This window comes from Neptuniibacter sp. QD48_55, from assembly GCF_047778115.1.
In the GTDB taxonomy this organism is placed as follows: Bacteria; Pseudomonadota; Gammaproteobacteria; order Pseudomonadales; family Balneatricaceae; genus Neptuniibacter.
The window spans coordinates 2,463,891-2,478,987 of sequence record NZ_CP180555.1 but is presented as its reverse complement, the minus strand read 5'-3'; the positions used below and the strand labels follow the sequence as shown (position 1 = coordinate 2,478,987).

At 42.4% G+C, this 15,097-nt stretch carries 17 protein-coding genes; 12 read left to right on the top strand and 5 right to left on the bottom strand.

Going from position 1 to position 15,097, the window contains the following annotated elements; all coding sequences use genetic code 11:
* Nucleotides 1-100: 100 nt before the first annotated feature.
* Nucleotides 101-1,795 (bottom strand): methyl-accepting chemotaxis protein, encoded by a 1,695-nt coding sequence (locus ACMXYW_RS11460; RefSeq protein ID WP_415904141.1) that lies wholly within the window; start codon nucleotides 1,793-1,795, stop codon nucleotides 101-103.
* Nucleotides 1,796-2,380: 585 nt separating this feature from the next.
* Here ACMXYW_RS11460 and ACMXYW_RS11455 point away from each other — a divergent pair.
* The 7 genes from ACMXYW_RS11455 (at nucleotide 2,381) to ACMXYW_RS11425 (ending at nucleotide 7,449) form a co-directional block, all read left to right on the top strand.
* Nucleotides 2,381-2,626, top strand: coding sequence for a DUF2164 domain-containing protein (locus ACMXYW_RS11455; RefSeq protein ID WP_415904140.1), 246 nt, complete (start codon nucleotides 2,381-2,383; stop codon nucleotides 2,624-2,626).
* A 58-nt stretch (nucleotides 2,627-2,684) separates the two neighbouring features.
* A complete protein-coding gene (locus ACMXYW_RS11450) occupies nucleotides 2,685-3,446 on the top strand; it encodes a substrate-binding periplasmic protein (RefSeq protein ID WP_415904139.1) in 762 nt (253 codons plus the stop codon).
* 162 nt (nucleotides 3,447-3,608) lie between these two features.
* Nucleotides 3,609-3,917: a transposase gene (locus ACMXYW_RS11445; RefSeq protein WP_415904138.1), complete on the top strand. Its 309-nt coding sequence runs from the start codon at nucleotides 3,609-3,611 to the stop codon at nucleotides 3,915-3,917.
* Nucleotides 3,848-4,768: an IS3 family transposase gene (locus ACMXYW_RS11440; RefSeq protein WP_415905887.1), complete on the top strand. Its 921-nt coding sequence runs from the start codon at nucleotides 3,848-3,850 to the stop codon at nucleotides 4,766-4,768. Before ACMXYW_RS11445 ends, ACMXYW_RS11440 begins: the two co-directional genes overlap by 70 nt.
* 226 nt (nucleotides 4,769-4,994) lie before the next feature.
* Nucleotides 4,995-6,176 (top strand): acetyl-CoA C-acyltransferase family protein, encoded by a 1,182-nt coding sequence (locus ACMXYW_RS11435; RefSeq protein ID WP_415904137.1) that lies wholly within the window; start codon nucleotides 4,995-4,997, stop codon nucleotides 6,174-6,176.
* A gap of 221 nt (nucleotides 6,177-6,397) precedes the next feature.
* On the top strand, nucleotides 6,398-6,979 hold the full coding sequence (locus tag ACMXYW_RS11430) for an NAD(P)H-dependent oxidoreductase (RefSeq protein ID WP_415904136.1): 582 nt from the start codon (nucleotides 6,398-6,400) through the stop codon (nucleotides 6,977-6,979).
* A 41-nt stretch (nucleotides 6,980-7,020) separates the two neighbouring features.
* Nucleotides 7,021-7,449, top strand: a complete 429-nt coding sequence (locus ACMXYW_RS11425; protein WP_415904135.1) for a DUF6010 family protein — start codon at nucleotides 7,021-7,023, stop codon at nucleotides 7,447-7,449.
* 21 nt (nucleotides 7,450-7,470) lie between these two features.
* Here ACMXYW_RS11425 and ACMXYW_RS11420 read toward each other — a convergent pair whose 3' ends face one another.
* Nucleotides 7,471-8,148, bottom strand: coding sequence for an FMN-dependent NADH-azoreductase (locus ACMXYW_RS11420; protein ID WP_415898789.1), 678 nt, complete (start codon nucleotides 8,146-8,148; stop codon nucleotides 7,471-7,473).
* Between the two features lie 118 nt (nucleotides 8,149-8,266).
* Here ACMXYW_RS11420 and ACMXYW_RS11415 point away from each other — a divergent pair, with 118 nt between their 5' ends.
* Together ACMXYW_RS11415 and ACMXYW_RS11410 are read left to right on the top strand one after the other, a co-directional pair.
* A complete protein-coding gene (locus ACMXYW_RS11415) occupies nucleotides 8,267-9,115 on the top strand; it encodes a LysR family transcriptional regulator (protein ID WP_415898788.1) in 849 nt (282 codons plus the stop codon).
* A 131-nt stretch (nucleotides 9,116-9,246) separates the two neighbouring features.
* Nucleotides 9,247-10,059, top strand: coding sequence for a fatty acid desaturase (locus ACMXYW_RS11410; RefSeq protein ID WP_415904134.1), 813 nt, complete (start codon nucleotides 9,247-9,249; stop codon nucleotides 10,057-10,059).
* Nucleotides 10,060-10,147: 88 nt separating this feature from the next.
* Here ACMXYW_RS11410 and ACMXYW_RS11405 read toward each other — a convergent pair whose 3' ends face one another.
* A complete protein-coding gene (locus ACMXYW_RS11405; RefSeq protein ID WP_415885307.1) occupies nucleotides 10,148-10,324 on the bottom strand; it encodes a CCGSCS motif protein in 177 nt (58 codons plus the stop codon).
* Between the two features lie 128 nt (nucleotides 10,325-10,452).
* On the opposite strand from ACMXYW_RS11405, the gene ACMXYW_RS11400 reads away from it, so the two are divergent.
* Together ACMXYW_RS11400 and ACMXYW_RS11395 are read left to right on the top strand one after the other, a co-directional pair.
* Nucleotides 10,453-11,082 carry a pyridoxamine 5'-phosphate oxidase family protein gene (locus ACMXYW_RS11400; RefSeq protein ID WP_415904133.1) on the top strand — a complete coding sequence of 210 codons (630 nt, stop codon included), beginning with the start codon at nucleotides 10,453-10,455 and terminating at the stop codon, nucleotides 11,080-11,082.
* Between the two features lie 161 nt (nucleotides 11,083-11,243).
* On the top strand, nucleotides 11,244-11,663 hold the full coding sequence (locus tag ACMXYW_RS11395; RefSeq protein WP_415904132.1) for a cytochrome b562: 420 nt from the start codon (nucleotides 11,244-11,246) through the stop codon (nucleotides 11,661-11,663).
* 74 nt (nucleotides 11,664-11,737) lie between these two features.
* Here the strand turns inward: ACMXYW_RS11395 and nrtS are convergent, their stop codons facing one another.
* Nucleotides 11,738-12,823 (bottom strand): nitrate/nitrite transporter NrtS, encoded by a 1,086-nt coding sequence (gene nrtS, locus ACMXYW_RS11390; protein ID WP_415904131.1) that lies wholly within the window; start codon nucleotides 12,821-12,823, stop codon nucleotides 11,738-11,740.
* A 284-nt stretch (nucleotides 12,824-13,107) separates the two neighbouring features.
* Between nrtS and hmpA the strand changes: the two genes are divergently transcribed.
* Entirely contained in the window at nucleotides 13,108-14,313 is a 1,206-nt protein-coding gene (hmpA, locus tag ACMXYW_RS11385; protein ID WP_415904130.1) for an NO-inducible flavohemoprotein, read from the top strand.
* A gap of 229 nt (nucleotides 14,314-14,542) precedes the next feature.
* Here the strand turns inward: hmpA and ACMXYW_RS11380 are convergent, their stop codons facing one another.
* Complete coding sequence (locus tag ACMXYW_RS11380) at nucleotides 14,543-15,067, bottom strand: hypothetical protein (RefSeq protein WP_415904129.1); 525 nt, start codon at nucleotides 15,065-15,067, stop codon at nucleotides 14,543-14,545.
* Between the last annotated feature and the right edge of the window lie 30 nt (nucleotides 15,068-15,097).

Below are 15,097 nucleotides of genomic sequence, written 5' to 3'. Positions count from 1 at the left end.
GTGCAATAACGAAGTGTATTGCACCCTGTTGTGACCTAGGGGGATCGATTTTTTGGGTTACGCTTCGCTAACCCAACCTACAACCTGCCTAGCAACTAAATTAAGCCCTTAGTTCTGAGACCAAGTGGTTAAGCTGAAGTAACTCACTACTTACTTCTTTATTTATATTAGAGGTCTGGTTGGCGCTGTCATTGGTGCTGTTAGCATAAAGCGAAATGCTTGAAAGGCTGGCATGGATCTCTTTTACCACTGCCGACTGTTCTTCAGCTGCTGCGGCAATTTGCGTATTCATTGCAGCCATTCCTTCTACTGCTGCAGATGCCTCTTCTAGTTCAGCAGCGGTATGGTTGGCTTGTTGGATACAGTGGCCAGCATTCTCTTGTCCTTTTTGCATCACAGAGATCGCACCATTAGTTGCTGATTGTAGGTTCTCTAGCAGTTCTTGAATGTCCTCAGTGGATGATTGAGTACGTTGAGATAGAGTGCGTACTTCATCGGCTACTACCGCAAAGCCTCGGCCTGATTCGCCCGCACGTGCTGCTTCGATCGCGGCGTTAAGAGCTAGTAGATTGGTTTGTTCTGCGATGCCGCGGATATCGTCTAGCACTTCACTGATTCGGTTTGTTTCGGTAGCTAGAGAGTTAAGCTGAGTGGCAGCGCTTTCGACATTGATATTGAGCTGTTCGATCGCTTGCTGATTTTGCTTAGCGATTCCAGAACCAGATTGAACTTTTTCTAGCACACCTCGGCCAAGTTCTGCTGCATGATCGGTCGATTGCGCAATCTCAGTGATACTGCCTGACATCTGCTCGGCAGCAGTAGCAGTTTGTTCTGTTTCGCGCTTTTGTTGTTCAACTTGGTCGCGGGTAGCGTCCATCAAGACAATCGACTGTTCAGATCGTTGAACCAGTTGCGTTGATGTCGATCGGATAGTCGTCACCATCTTACCCAGCTTCTCCATCAAGCGGTTAAACGCTGCGGCCGCTTCAGCCGTTTCGTCTTGACCGCTTACGGGTAGGCGTACAGTCAAATCGCCATCACCATCGGAGATCTCTTTCAGACGATCACGCATATTGCTCACAGGGCCAGTAATTGCACGAGAGATCATCAAGGCTAAGGAAACACCCAAAATAAGTGCGACCACAAAGATAATCATAATCAGCTTTTGTGCTTTAAGCTCGTCGTGCTCGGCACGCTGTGTGGCTTCAAGCGTGAAGGCTTGAATCTGATCAAGCGCATCAATCAGTTCGTGATCGATTTTATCTTCGAGTTCAATAATATGGTCGGTTGAAGCAATAGCAGATGCCGCGTAACCATCTTTGACCTTTTGGAATAGCGATAGCGCTAACTCGTCGTATTCGGCGTGGTTTTTATCTATGCCCAAAATGGTTGTCAGTAAGGATTCAAATTGTTCTTTGGCTTCTGCGCTATGCGCTTTGGTAATCGCATGCTCAAGCAGCTCTTCTAGCTGCTTGAATTCCTGATCAACTTTGTCAGCCAAAGAGTGAAATGCTTTTGTTGTTGTCAGCATCTCTTGTGAACGATCGTCGCCGTACTTTATTGCGGTTGCGTAAGAGAGGCTACGCTCAAAAAGAATGGCTTGCTCTAGTTGATGCTGAGCCACTTTTGAAAGCATATTGGTGATAGGTAGGTCTTCTTCTGCTACTTCGATTAACTCGATACCGATCTTGTTCATCTGGTATGTAGCGACGCCACCAAGGGTGAGAATGAGTAATAAGTTTATCCCTGCTAACAGGGCTATCCGCGAAGATATTTTGAGTGAGCTAAGCAACATCTAAATGCGCTCCCATTCTTAATTATGCACTTGTGAATTTTTTGTAACTTTATAATTTATATAAACCTTGTTTTATGTATGGTTTAAGTGGTGTTAAATCATTATAAAACATAGGCTTATTTGCTTTTTTAGCTTTTCTGAATATAACAGATTAATTGTTTCAAAATGTGTAGATTTACAAAGAAATCTATATTTTTTGTTAGTTTTTTAACAATTAGTCAAGATGGCTATAGAGGTGCACAAATAAGGTGCGTTTTTCTGAGTTTGGGACGGGGTTGTTGCTCAAGTTTGGTGCTGTAAATTGCCATTGGTAGAGGAAATTTTTGGTGTTGCTCTATAACTCAAATAGGCTTGGATTATATGTCTGATGATCCTAGGTAAATTCCTGTTTCCGTTCTCAGCCTTTGTGTTCCTTTGGTTAGCTTATTGAAGATAAAGAATCGCTAAATATAAGATTTTTGTGCGACTGCATCATTGATCTTAGTGGTTGGTTGATGGAGCAAGGTGAATATATTGAATCTTATTACCCTTAGATGGTTTAAGATCGTTTATCCCAGTTGTTGTTAGCCAGAAAGCAAAGGATTTATGAAAGATATAAAGTTATCTCAAGATCAAACAGATCGCATGGTGGGTAAGATTAAGCGGTATTTTACTGATGAACTGGATCAGGATATTGGCGGTTTTGAAGCGGAGTTTTTGATCGAGTTCTTTGCTAAAGAGATTGGGCCTCATTTTTATAATCAAGCGCTAGCTGATGCAAACCGCGTATTTATGGAAAAAGTTGAAGATGCGAGTTACCTAGTTCAAGAGCTTGAGAAACCCACTATTTAATTAACATTTAGACGATTTCCGTACATTGTGTTGTTTGGATTAGGTCTAGAATAAAAGCATGAAATACCTATTCACTTTCTTATCTCTTTTATTATTCCTTCCGGGCGTCATTAGAGCTGAAAGCTCCTCAGTGGAGGAGCCATACAATCTCTCAAATGAGAGTAAAAAGTCAGTTGTCATCCGGACTATTGGCTTCCCCCCTTATGGTATTAAAGGCCGCTCTAGCACAGGCGGTATTTACTATGAAATGGCAAATAAGTTGATAGAAGAAGCGGGGTATCAGCCAGAGAACTCTATTGCTCCCTACAGCCGCATTATTAGGGAGTTAAAGTCGGGTAAGGCTGATATGACTATCATGTTCAAATATGAAGAGTTAAAAGAGCATGTCATCTATGTAGCCCCTTTACCTGCTTTGCCAACAGTAGTGATTGGATTGAAGGGCACTACATTTGAATCGGTAGAGAGTTTAAAAGGCAAGGAGCTTGCTTATTTGCGAGGGGCTAAGTTCAGTGAACAAATTGATAAGGACCCTGAGATTAGAAAGTACAGCACAGTTGATTTTGTACAAGGCGTTAAAATGCTCAAAAGGGGACGAGTGGATGGCATTATCGGACCGATCGATCCTATTTTAAGCGCAGCTAAACAACTCAATGATGACTTTAGTTTGTTTGGCGAACCGCTAGTGGTCAAAGAGAATACCCCTTGGGTGCAAATCTCGAAAAAGAGTAGAGATAAGCTTTCTATCGAAAAACTAAATGAGGCCTTTAAAAAGCTTCAATCGCAAAATACATTAGAAGCGCTTAGAGACAAATACTTATAAATTCAGATTGGCCCTTCTAACTGGCATTTGGTAAGTAGGGTGCAATAACGAAGTGTATTGCACCTTGTGTTGAACTTGTTCTTGTCGATTCTTTTACCCACCTACACTCTATTGGACTGACCCCGTTTCAGTGGACACCTTTTAACACGCTAGGGGTGTCTTATGTATTTCAAAAAACGTACAGCCTACAGTGACGAATTTAAAACACGTGTGGTTCTGGAATCACTTAAAACTGAGCTAACATTAACTGAGTTTGTAGAGGACCTTCCGATAGCGGTAGGGGCATTGCGTGCTTGGAGGCGTCAATATATGTCAGCTCAAGATCCCAAAGCGGTGAATGAAACCGCACCTCGTAAGAGTTACCGTCAGTTAGAACAAGAGTTGGATAAAGTTAAAAAGGAATTGGAACGCTCTCAACTGGAAGTCGATATCTTAAAAAAGACACGAGAGTACTTCAGCGAAGCAAAGTAGAACGCTTTGCATGTATAGAGAAGTACTCAAGTTGCTTACCCGTGTCGCGGTTATGCAGGCTCTATGGTGTTCAGCGCTCGGGTTATTATGCTTGGCTAAATCGTGCTCCATCCCTGCGGGAGCAGATGAATCAAAAGATCTTATCGCGTGCTTTAGAGTTGGCGGATCAATGTCGAGGTGTTTATGGCTACCGTAAATTATGGCAGGCGTTGTTATGTGAGGGCTTTTGTTGTGGGAAAAATCGCCTCTGCCGTTTATTGAAGCGCGTAGGGTATAAGGCACAACTTGCTGTAAGGAAGGCTCGTTACTGCTTGGAAGGAGGTCTGATGCCTCAGCCTAATCTGCTAGATAGGGAGTTTAATCCGAGTCAGATTAATCGTGTATGGGTCTCCGATATTACCCAAGTAGCTTGTTGCGAAGGTTGGTTATATGTATCGATCGTTATGGATTTACATAATCGGGAAATTGTAGGCTTTGAATGTTCAAGGCAAGTAACTGCGGATATCGTGCTGAAATGCTTACAAAAAGGTTGGAAGAAAGCTAAGCTGGATCTGACTCATAAATTGCTGTTTCACTCTGATCAAGGGAGTCAGTATCGCAGTGAGCGGGTAATGAGCTGGTTGACGAAAAGAGGCGTTACAATCAGTATGTCTCGTAAAGGTAACTGCTGGGATAATGCGTGTGCAGAGAGTTTTTTCTCGTTGTTGAAAAAGGAATGTACGCGTAAGTTAGGGTTGATTACCTGTTCTGAAATGGCGAGAGAAATAGGTCTATATATCTCTCGCTTTTATAATACGATCAGAAGCCACAGCGCACTAGGGTATGAATCCCCAGTTAGCTTCCGATCTTAAGCAACTGTCCACTTTATCGGGGGCGCTCCACTATCTAGCATCTAGCATCTAGCCCCCTATACCTATGGTTGATTGTTTTTTGTTCATAACCACGTGATATTGTGTTTATTCGATTTGCCTAAATGAGCGGAAGCTCACTTATTCAAAAAGATGGGACAACGATAAGCCGGTAGTTAATTTCTGCGAGAAGTTACGGGCGATATAACAATATGGGGAATGATCAATCATGACTAAAGAAGTTGTAGTTCTTAGTGCTGTACGTTCAGCAATCGGTGCATTCGGCGGAAGCCTAAGTACTATGGAGCCGGCTGAGCTGGCAGGTCAGGTAATGAAGGAAGCGGTTAATCGTTCAGGTGCTGATCCAGAGAAAATTAACTATGTAACTGTAGGTAACTGTATTCCTACGGAATCTCGCTACGCTTATGTTGCGCGTGTTGCTGCGATTCAGGCTGGCCTGCCGATGGAATCTGTAGCAATGTCGGTTAACCGTCTGTGTTCTTCTGGTTTGCAGGGTATTGTGACCACTGCTCAGCAGATCATGCTAGGTGATTGCGATTACGGTATCGGTGGCGGTGTTGAGGTGATGTCTCGCGGTGCTTACCTATCCACAGCTATGCGCTCTGGTGCTCGTATGGGTGAGACCACAATGCTGGATTCTATGGTATCTGTACTGACTGATCCATTTGGTGCTGGCCACATGGGTATTACTGCTGAGAACTTGGCAGAGAAGTGGGATATCAGCCGTGAAGATCAAGATGAACTAGCTGCTGAATCTCAACGTCGTGCGGCTGTTGCGATTGAAGAAGGTCGCTTTAAGTCTCAGATCGTACCGATCGTTCAGAAAACACGTAAAGGCGAAGTTGTATTCGATACCGATGAGCACTGCAAGCCAGGCACAACTGCAGAGAAACTAGCAGGTATGCGCCCAGCATTTAAGAAAGACGGTACAGTAACGGCGGGTAACGCATCGGGCATTAATGATGGTGCGGCCTTCTTCGTATTGGCGTCTGCTGAAGCCGCTGAAGCTGCCGGTCAAAAGCCGATCGCTAAGATTAAGTCTTACGCCGTTGCAGGTGTATCCAACGAGATTATGGGTGAAGGCCCAATTCCAGCAACTAAGCTCGCTTTGCAAAAAGCAGGTTTGAGCTTGGATGATATGGATGTGATCGAGTCTAACGAAGCGTTTGCAGCTCAAGCGATTGCGGTAGCTAAAGGTCTAGGTTTGGATATGCAGAAAACCAACCCTAACGGTGGTGCGATTGCTCTAGGTCACCCAGTAGGTTGTTCTGGTGCATTCATTGCGACTAAGGCTGTCTACGAGCTTGAACGTATCGAAGGTAAGTACGCACTGGTAACTATGTGTATCGGTGGCGGTCAGGGTATCGCGGTAATCTTTGAACGCGTTTAATCATCTTTGATTAAATAGTGCCCACCTTACATTCGGTGTTGTTACCGGATGTAAGGTATTTTTGCGTCTGCACGAAGTTATTATCCTCTCCAAATATCTCTTTCCTTATTTCTTCTCTACCCGTCACTATTCCTAACGTTATTGTTGTACTTTAACGACTTTAAATAGTATCCAGATCGCTATAGGGTGTGGCATCGCTGTAATCAGTTAAGGAGATTCGCATGAAGTGTTTGGTAGTTCTGACCCATCCGTTGAAGGATAGTTTGTGTCATCATTTCTGCGATGAAACGGTTAAACACTTAACTGCAAAGGGGTATGAGATCACGCTACTCAATCTTTACGAATCGGATTTTGAGCCCGCGCTTACAGAGACAGAGCGAAAGAGCTACTACGCTGATCAGTTTGATGATTCTCGATTAAAAACAGATATACAGCAACTGCAAGAAGCTGAATCCCTCGTACTGATCTTTCCTACTTGGTGGTTTGGTTTTCCGGCAATGTTAAAAGGCTGGTTTGATCGGGTTTGGGCACCGGGTTTCGCTTACGACCATGCCAAAGATCTTGGTGCTATTCAGCCGCGTTTAGATAATCTAAAAGAAGTGAAAGTGGTTACTACTCTGGGTTCGCCATGGTGGGTCGATCTGTTCATCTTGCGTCAGCCGGTTAAGAAAGTCCTCAAAATAGCTCTGTTAGGTGCGTGTACCAAAGGCTGTAAATTCCAGATGTTGTCGTTTTACAAAAGTGAAAAAGCTTCTCAAGCTCGTGTAGAAGCTTTTGTTAATAAGATTAAAGCTAAGTTTTAACATCTTTTCTAAGATGGAAATCGTTTGGTGGTAGGTGCTATATGGAGCATGTCTATACGATTCTGTGGTTAATATTCGGTTTAACGGGCGGTGGACTCTTAATTAAGTTCGCAAAGGGTAGAACAGAGCAAGAGCAGATCAATATCTTTGGTATAGCATTAGTCATTGCTGCGCTGATTTATATAGGTTTTGCTGTGCTCTATGGTGCGAGTACGACTTGGTTATTTATCGAAACTGTTGGCGTGTTGATATATGGCAGCTCCTACCTATTGGCTAAACACTTTGGGCTTCATTTCTTAGCGCTGGGTTGGTTGTTACATCCTGTTTGGGATGTTGGGTTGCATCTGGTTGGAGCAGGCGGGCACTTTGCACCTGAGTGGTATGCAGTTATGTGTATTTCGTTTGATTTAGTGGCGGCGGTGTATCTGTTCCGAAAAAGCGCCTTGTTTAAAGGCGCTGTTCAAAGTTAATTGAAACTATTCCGAAAAGCTCTAAGCCACAGCTGTTGCATAGGTTTCGGCTATGGATTGTGCAAGTTCAACTGCCTTGAGTTGTGCCGCTTCTAATGACGCTTTATGACGTTGATCCGAGAACTCCTGATATTCACTGCTGATTTCATAAAATTTATCTACGCCTAGATAAGGACTTAACTGCTCAATATGCGGTGAAAGGTGGTTCAAATGCGCTCGTTCTTTTCCTTTTGCAAAATCAAATTCGCCCCAGGATGTGCATAAGATTAACTGCTTACCACTGAGGATAGGTTCAAGTGGATAATCACCTCTAGCTAGATCGAATGAGAAAGTTTTATTTATGCGTATAACTTGATCAAACCATGCTTTTAATACCGCGGGCATACCGTAGTTATACATAGGTGATGAGAGTACAATGATATCTGCTTGTTCTATCTCAGCTATATATTGGTCGGATTGCGCAAGGGCTTTATTCTGTTCATCAGTAGGTGATTCCGAGAAACATGCCGCAATCCACTGTTCATTGATAAATTCTGGTGGTTTCTTAGCTAAATCACGATAAATAACCTCGCAATCAGGGATCATATTTTTAAAGGTGGTTACCGCAAGGTGGGCTATATGGCGTGAAATAGATTGATGTTTCTCGCCGTTTGGCTGCCAGCCACGTGCGCTGGCATCTATATGTAGAATGGTTGGCATCTGGAGCTCCGTGATCATTTTATTTAGGTTAATTTTCACGCTTAAATCAACGTTTTGACAAACGAGTAGTTGCTGCTTATAAATAAGTTTTATTCATCTATGGGTTTGGATTTAGATTATGTTGGGTCAGCTGCCACCGTTAAATGCCATCAAAACTTTTGCCATTGCTGCGCAATATTTGAGCTTTAAACAAGCGGCTAAGGTGCTGAATGTCACGCCCACTGCGGTGTCACATCAGATTCGAAGTTTAGAAGCACAGTTAAATGTAACGCTGTTTGAACGTAAGGTACGGAGCATCGAGCTTACGCCTGAGGGTGAGAAGTTAGCTGAGACCTCGCTCTCTGTACTCAATCAATTGCATATGTGTATAGAGGAGATAAAAACACCGACTAATAGGGTGACGATCTCTTGCTGTACCTCGTTTGCGAGTTTATGGTTGGCGCCACGCCTTACTGAATTTAATCTGAGATATCCTGATATCGAGATCGAAATCTGTGCAAGTAATACGCTGGTGGAGCTTGAGCATGATAGAAGGATTGATTTAGCGATACGCTATGGCTTGGAGAGTGATGATCCACAGGAAAAATTGTTAGCTCAAGAACAGTTAGCTTGCTATGCCAGGCAGGATTTTCTAGATCAGATTACGGACAATCCCAATCTATTTGTTACTGAGTGGGAAGATGATTTTCTGGCTAATATCGAATGGCGACCTTATTTCGATGATTTAACTTATACTGCTCGTAGCTTTAATCAGGAGCAGTTTGCATTACAAGCAGCGCTAGCTGGACAGGGGTATGCACTGATCAGTGATGTGCTGGCTGAAAGTACCTGTCAGCAAGGTTGGTTAGTTGAAGATAAAGGGATGCCACGGCTTACGGGTTATAACTATTCTTACCGGCTCTCGCCTTATACTGAAGATGCCCATCAAGTGAGAATCTTCGCTAAGTGGCTTGAAGAACAGTTTTAACTAATAAAGTCGGATGTTTACTTAGATCAATAACCCGGCTTATTCATCGGTGTTGTTAGTATTTCTTATATACAGTTAAGGCTGTTTCCTTTATGTTTGTCAGCCAATTTTAGTTCGGCGTGATATCTCTTATGAAAGATAGTGGTTTACTCGGGTTTAGGTATAAAGAAGACTGCTTGCCAGTGTTGATTATCTTGAGCCTGACTGTAATTGATTTTGTACTTTACTTTACAGTGAGTGACCCTGTTGCGCTGACGCTTTACTATCTATTGATGATCATTCCAAAAGGGGTGATCTGTGCGTGGAATCACCACCATCAACACCTTTTCACTTTTAGAAATAACGTTCTAAATCGCGTATTAGAGTTTGTTTATGCTTTGCATACAGGGGTAACGACGCATTTATGGCGTTTGCACCATGTATTAGGCCATCACCTTAACTTCCTCGATCAAGAGAAAGATGAGAGTCGTTGGAAGCGTAAAGATGGTAAGCAGATGGGAGCTATTGAGTACACATTGAATGTTGCTTTAACGGCCTATAGTCGCGGTTATCAAGTAGGTAAAAAGCATCCTAAGCAGTTGTCTACCTTTTTGACTTATACCGCAATTACCTTCGCTATTGTTGCGGCATTGGTTTGGTATAACCCTGTTGCGGGCTTGTTGTTGTTTGTTTTACCGATGATTACCAGCTTGCTGTTTACCTCCTATGTTACATATGAACATCACTCTGGTTTGGATACAGATAATGAGTTTGAAGCTTCCTACAATAATCTAAACCCACTTTTTAATCGCCTAACTGGAAACCTTGGTTACCATACAGCGCATCATCATAAGCAGGGTGTGCATTGGTCCAGATTGCCGGAACTACATGCGAAGATAGAACATCAAATTCCAGAAAACCTCTATCGCAAGTCCATCTTAACTCGCGTTCTTTTAAGAGGCTGAGGGTAGCTTGTAGTTTTGGCGCTGCAACTGTTGCTGTTATAGGCTGTAACCTCGGCTAATGGGACCGAGGTTACGGGGTATCATAGTGTTAAGAGCATGAACCGCAGCATACACCTGGTTGACCGTGTTTACCTTTCTTCTCATTCGATTCTTTACTGTTACCATCTCCTTTTGCTGCTACTTCTACAGCGGATGCTTCTTTTGTTGTTGCAGTTTCAGCAACGTCTTTATCTTTCTTGAACAAGCTTTTTAGTAGAGAAGACATAGGAATACCTTTATATAATATTAAATGTATTTATTTTACATGTTATGATTCCGTAGTATTCTAGTCAACTATCAAGATGCAGATGAGTGGTTTATCTTGTTTGAATCAGATATTAAGGGGAGGGGATTATGGAATTAGAACAGATCGATTCGGTAGAAAAACTTAGAGAGTTATATGGTCTTCCGATGGAGCTAGTGATTAAAAAGCAAAAGACTCAGCTCGATAAATTTAGTCAACAATTCATAGAGTTATCGCCTTTTATTTTGCTCGCTACATCGGATAATCAAGGCAATATGGATTGCTCGCCAAGGGGAGATCATGCTGGCTTTATTCAAATTTGGGATGACAGTACGATTATTCTTCCTGATCGCCCTGGGAACAATCGATTAGATAGCTTAAGTAATATTATTCAGAACCCACATGTTGGCCTTTTGGTGTTAGTGCCGGGGTTCAGTGAATGTCTTCGAGTTAATGGCACTGCCAAAATTGTTACGAATGCTTCTGTATTGGAGCGCTGTGAGCATCAAGGTAAGTTGCCGAAATCTGCCATCGTTATCTCTATCAAGGAGATCTACTTTCACTGTGCTAAAGCGATTACGCGTTCTAAGTTATGGGAGGCTGAATCGAGAGTTGATCGGAAAATCATGCCAAGCCTGGGTAAGATTCTAATGGCACAGATCGATCCGTCTAAATCAGCAGAAGAGGTGAAAAAGGTAGAGGTGATCATCGAAGATAGAGTTAAAAATACTTTGTACTAAACCAGATAATACCTACATGGACGCAGGATTTTACTTATCCGATTCAAGCCCTACTATCTCTAAGCGCCTTTAACATTACTATGCTTTGATTCAGCCTAATCGTCAGATCTGATATATTACCTGCTCGGTAAATATCTTGATGTTATGTAGGTTGATTTTTTATGAAGTTCTCTGCTTTTAAAACGTTATTTAGTTCTTTGTTAGTTGCTGTGATGTTCACAACAAGTGGGTATGTAAGTGCAGGTAACCCGCTAACTTTAAAACAGACCATGAAAGAGATGCGTCTGCAGTATAAAGAAGCGATGGTGAGTAGCTCGGCAGAGGGTTTTAACCAACGAATGGATATCTTTAAAGATCATCTAAAAAACGCGCAGGCTTATGACTTTTCGCCTGAGCGCAAAGTGATCTCTCTTGAAGGTTTGAAAAAAGTAGAACAGCTGGTAAATGGGATTCCAGTTGCGACGATGGATAACCTAAAGCAGGTTCAGAAGCAGCTTGAAGCAGTGGATGAACTACGTAAGGAATATCACAAGAAGGCGAAGCCAAGTAAGTGGGAGCTGTTCCTTAGCATCTTCGACTAAGGCTGATTTACTCCCCAATTTAATCTGACAGTCGCTCACTCCTATGTGCGCTGTCAGATTAAGTTATCTTCAATCTAAGCGATTTTTAGCTTAGATGACATCGTAGAACTCAGATCCACCATCGATGCCCCAAACGTAATGTTGGCTGCTGAGCCATCAATTGCTTTTTGTGCATCGCCTATTACCGCTTCAAATTGTTGAGAGATCTCTTGGAAGTTTTCTAGCTCTTCAGAGGTACGCTCATTGATTGCTTGAATATGGCTGAATAACGTATCTATTTTAGATAGCGTTTCATCGGTTAAAGAAGACATGCCATTCTCTGTGCCTTTACTCACGGTGTTTAGTGAGTTGTTCACTGTGCGCTCGATCAGTTCTAGTTGAGTTTTAAGACGGATCTCATGTTGTTTCAGGTTTTCTAGATTCTGATCGATATCCTGTGCATTTTCGCGCGAATGTTGTGCAAGCGCTTTTACTTCATCAGCCACTACCGCAAAGCCTTTACCTGCTTCTCCTGCTCGGGCTGCTTCAATAGCGGCATTTAGGGCAAGCAGGTTAGTTTGCTCTGAAGTGGTTGTAATTGCAGACGCTAACGAGGAGATACCTTCAAAGGACGCTAAAAATTGAGCGATCTCATGTTTAAGCGATTGCGAGGCATCGGAAAATTGATGGATTTCGTTACCTAGTAGAGAGGTTTGATCCATGAGTTTTCCGAAATTAGATTGAATCCCCCCAAGATCATTTTCACTCCCTTCTAGGGTTTGGCCTATACCGTTTAATTCTTTTATAGAGGAATTAATGCTGGTGGAGAGTGACTGTAAAAATGCCAGCCGCTCAGTGGAGGCTTTATTTACCTTGGTCGCGTTGCTTAGCACTTTTTGGGCAAAGTCGGTTAATGAGTTCAGTTCATTCCCAACTAAGCGTTGATGGTTTATTACCTCTGGGCAAGGTTTTGGTTCTGGCCGACTACGGATGATTAACCAGCTGCTAAATAGCGATACCGAGAAGGGAACGCAGTAGGTCAGGCTCACTTTGAGCCAATTAACATAGTATCCAGCAAAAAACTGATCGCCCTGATTAATTAGGTTGAGTAGCGTGCCTACAACAATGGCAATGATGGATGATCTTATAAGGGTGGGTTTAACCCAGTCGTCGTTATTCAAGAATCTATCCTCTTCTTCAATATGATGTTATTTCAAGCAAGAAATTTCTGCTCCATCCGTAGATCAATTAGTTCCTTTTTAGTCTTTTCCTTTAGGTTTTTAGGGCATTTGAACTATTAAAGTTAAAAAAAATAATCCAGTTAACTTTCTGATTTAAAAGATTTTTATCTATAAATACTGAAGTCTTCCTGAAATTCATAAAATGTATTGTATTTACATCTTAATGGTCCGTCTATAAGATGTATTAAAAATACATTTAAAGAGACGGCAAAGAGGTATTAGTTGTGAACCCAACATCAATAGCCATCGTGAAATCAACTGTTCCGCTTATTCAAGAAGTAGGTACTGATCTGACCAAGCACTTTTATGGTCTTTTATTTGAAGAGAACCCGGAACTTAAAAATGTCTTTAACATGGTGAGCCAAGCAAACGGTCGCCAGCAATCAACGCTAGCATCATCGATTCTTTCTTATGCAGCGCATATAGATAAATTGGAAGCCATTGGGCCAGAAGTTCACCGTATTGCGGCTAAGCACTTTAGTTTGGATGTGCAGCCAGAACATTATCCGATTGTAGGTCGAAATCTACTGAAGGCGATTCGAGAAGTGTTAGGTGAGGATATCGCCACTAATGAAGTGATCGACGCTTGGGCTGAGGCCTATGAGTTATTAGCCAGTATCTTAATCGGAGCGGAAGCTAATCTGTATGACAACTCGCAAGAGGGTCAAGGCTGGTTAGGGTTTAAAGACTTCAGTGTAGTGAAGAAGGTAAAAGAAAGTAGCGAAATTACCTCTTTCTATTTAGCGCCTCTAGATGAAAAACCGTTACCTAAATATAAAGCGGGTCAGTTTATCAGCGTGAGAATTAAGGATCCCGATCTAGAGTTTACCGAGATCCGTCAGTACAGCTTGTCTGATGCTCATAGTGAAGATGTCTATCGCATTTCGGTAAAAGCAGAAACCAGTGGTGATGAAAATACGCCGGATGGTTTGGTTTCTAATCATCTACATGGCAAGGTCGAAGAGGGTGATATCGTTCCTGTTCATATGCCTGGAGGTGAGTTCTTTGTAAAAGACAATGACAGGCCTGTTGTATTGATTAGCGGTGGTGTTGGTATCACGCCTGTATTGGGCATGCTTAATGAGCTTATTTTAAAACGAGATTCTCGAAAAATTAGCTGGTTACACGGTACCCGCTCTAAAGATGCGCATGCATTTGGTGGGCACATTAATATGCTGAAGAATGATCTATCTAATCTATCTACTGCAACTTTTTATGAAGATATTTACGGGGCAGAGAAGGGTAAAGATTATGACCACCATGGTTATATTACCGCTGACAAGATTAAGCAGTATTGCTCATTAGATGCTGATTTCTTCTTCTGTGGACCGCTGCCGTTTATGCATGCCATCCACCAACAGTTAACTGGCCTAAATGTTCCTGAAGAGCAGCTTCATTACGAAGTGTTTGGTCCAAGCTCGACTCTTTAATCGCTAGAAGTTCTGCTCGCCAGGGTTTTGCTGCCAGTCGGTTGTGTTGATGATGTCACATCGCTTTGCATTAGTATGATCGGTTAAAACTGAAACTCGCTCTATCTCCCTCAAGTAGAGCGGGTTAACTGGCGGGTATTTTTATTCATCCCCACCTCAGGCTAAGGTTCTTCTTAGCGTGTTTCGGGAGATCGCTGTGATCTCCCTTTTTTCGTTTTAGTAAAAAGGGTTATTTAAGTTTTACTACTTCGCAACTCAGTAGTTCTGATAATTGTTTAGACGCTTCTTCGATACTAGATCGACTTTGATTTTCTAACAGAAGTATTCTTTGACCATCATGTTTAATCGCATTTAATTGGTAATAAATTACTAAGCGGCTGTTTCTACAGGGGTGACAAATGACCTGAAGGCACTGAATTTCTAGATTAGAAGCTTGTAGCTTGTCAGGGAGTAAATTTGAATTGCTGGATTTATAAATTCCGGTGCTGTTGATATGAAACTGTTGCTTGGGACGTAGCTCAGCATAGGCTAGGTAGATAGCGATTCCAACGAGAGCAGCCAAACCCAAGATAGAAACGATCTCATTTGAACCTATAGTGCTGATGTTTGTTAAGGCAAAAGGAAGCATGATCGCGGTGGTGATAATTACTAAGCCTATGAGATTCAATGAATTTACCCGATCTGAAAATGCGCGCTTAGTGATAAAGCTGTTGTTGGCTGTAGAAAGAATTGTGAAATAGTTACTATCTGGCAAAGGCTTCCATTCAAAGCAGCGTAACGCGGA

Excerpts from the sequence above, each read along its gene's own strand:
- ACMXYW_RS11460 (WP_415904141.1), bottom strand. The coding sequence starts at position 1,795 with ATGTTGCTTAGCTCACTCAAAATATCTTCGCGGATAGCCCTGTTAGCA.
- ACMXYW_RS11455 (WP_415904140.1), top strand. The coding sequence starts at position 2,381 with ATGAAAGATATAAAGTTATCTCAAGATCAAACAGATCGCATGGTGGGT.
- ACMXYW_RS11450 (WP_415904139.1), top strand. The coding sequence starts at position 2,685 with ATGAAATACCTATTCACTTTCTTATCTCTTTTATTATTCCTTCCGGGC.
- ACMXYW_RS11445 (WP_415904138.1), top strand. The coding sequence starts at position 3,609 with ATGTATTTCAAAAAACGTACAGCCTACAGTGACGAATTTAAAACACGT.
- ACMXYW_RS11435 (WP_415904137.1), top strand. The coding sequence starts at position 4,995 with ATGACTAAAGAAGTTGTAGTTCTTAGTGCTGTACGTTCAGCAATCGGT.
- ACMXYW_RS11430 (WP_415904136.1), top strand. The coding sequence starts at position 6,398 with ATGAAGTGTTTGGTAGTTCTGACCCATCCGTTGAAGGATAGTTTGTGT.
- ACMXYW_RS11425 (WP_415904135.1), top strand. The coding sequence starts at position 7,021 with ATGGAGCATGTCTATACGATTCTGTGGTTAATATTCGGTTTAACGGGC.
- ACMXYW_RS11420 (WP_415898789.1), bottom strand. The coding sequence starts at position 8,148 with ATGCCAACCATTCTACATATAGATGCCAGCGCACGTGGCTGGCAGCCA.
- ACMXYW_RS11415 (WP_415898788.1), top strand. The coding sequence starts at position 8,267 with ATGTTGGGTCAGCTGCCACCGTTAAATGCCATCAAAACTTTTGCCATT.
- ACMXYW_RS11410 (WP_415904134.1), top strand. The coding sequence starts at position 9,247 with ATGAAAGATAGTGGTTTACTCGGGTTTAGGTATAAAGAAGACTGCTTG.
- ACMXYW_RS11405 (WP_415885307.1), bottom strand. The coding sequence starts at position 10,324 with ATGTCTTCTCTACTAAAAAGCTTGTTCAAGAAAGATAAAGACGTTGCT.
- ACMXYW_RS11400 (WP_415904133.1), top strand. The coding sequence starts at position 10,453 with ATGGAATTAGAACAGATCGATTCGGTAGAAAAACTTAGAGAGTTATAT.
- ACMXYW_RS11395 (WP_415904132.1), top strand. The coding sequence starts at position 11,244 with ATGAAGTTCTCTGCTTTTAAAACGTTATTTAGTTCTTTGTTAGTTGCT.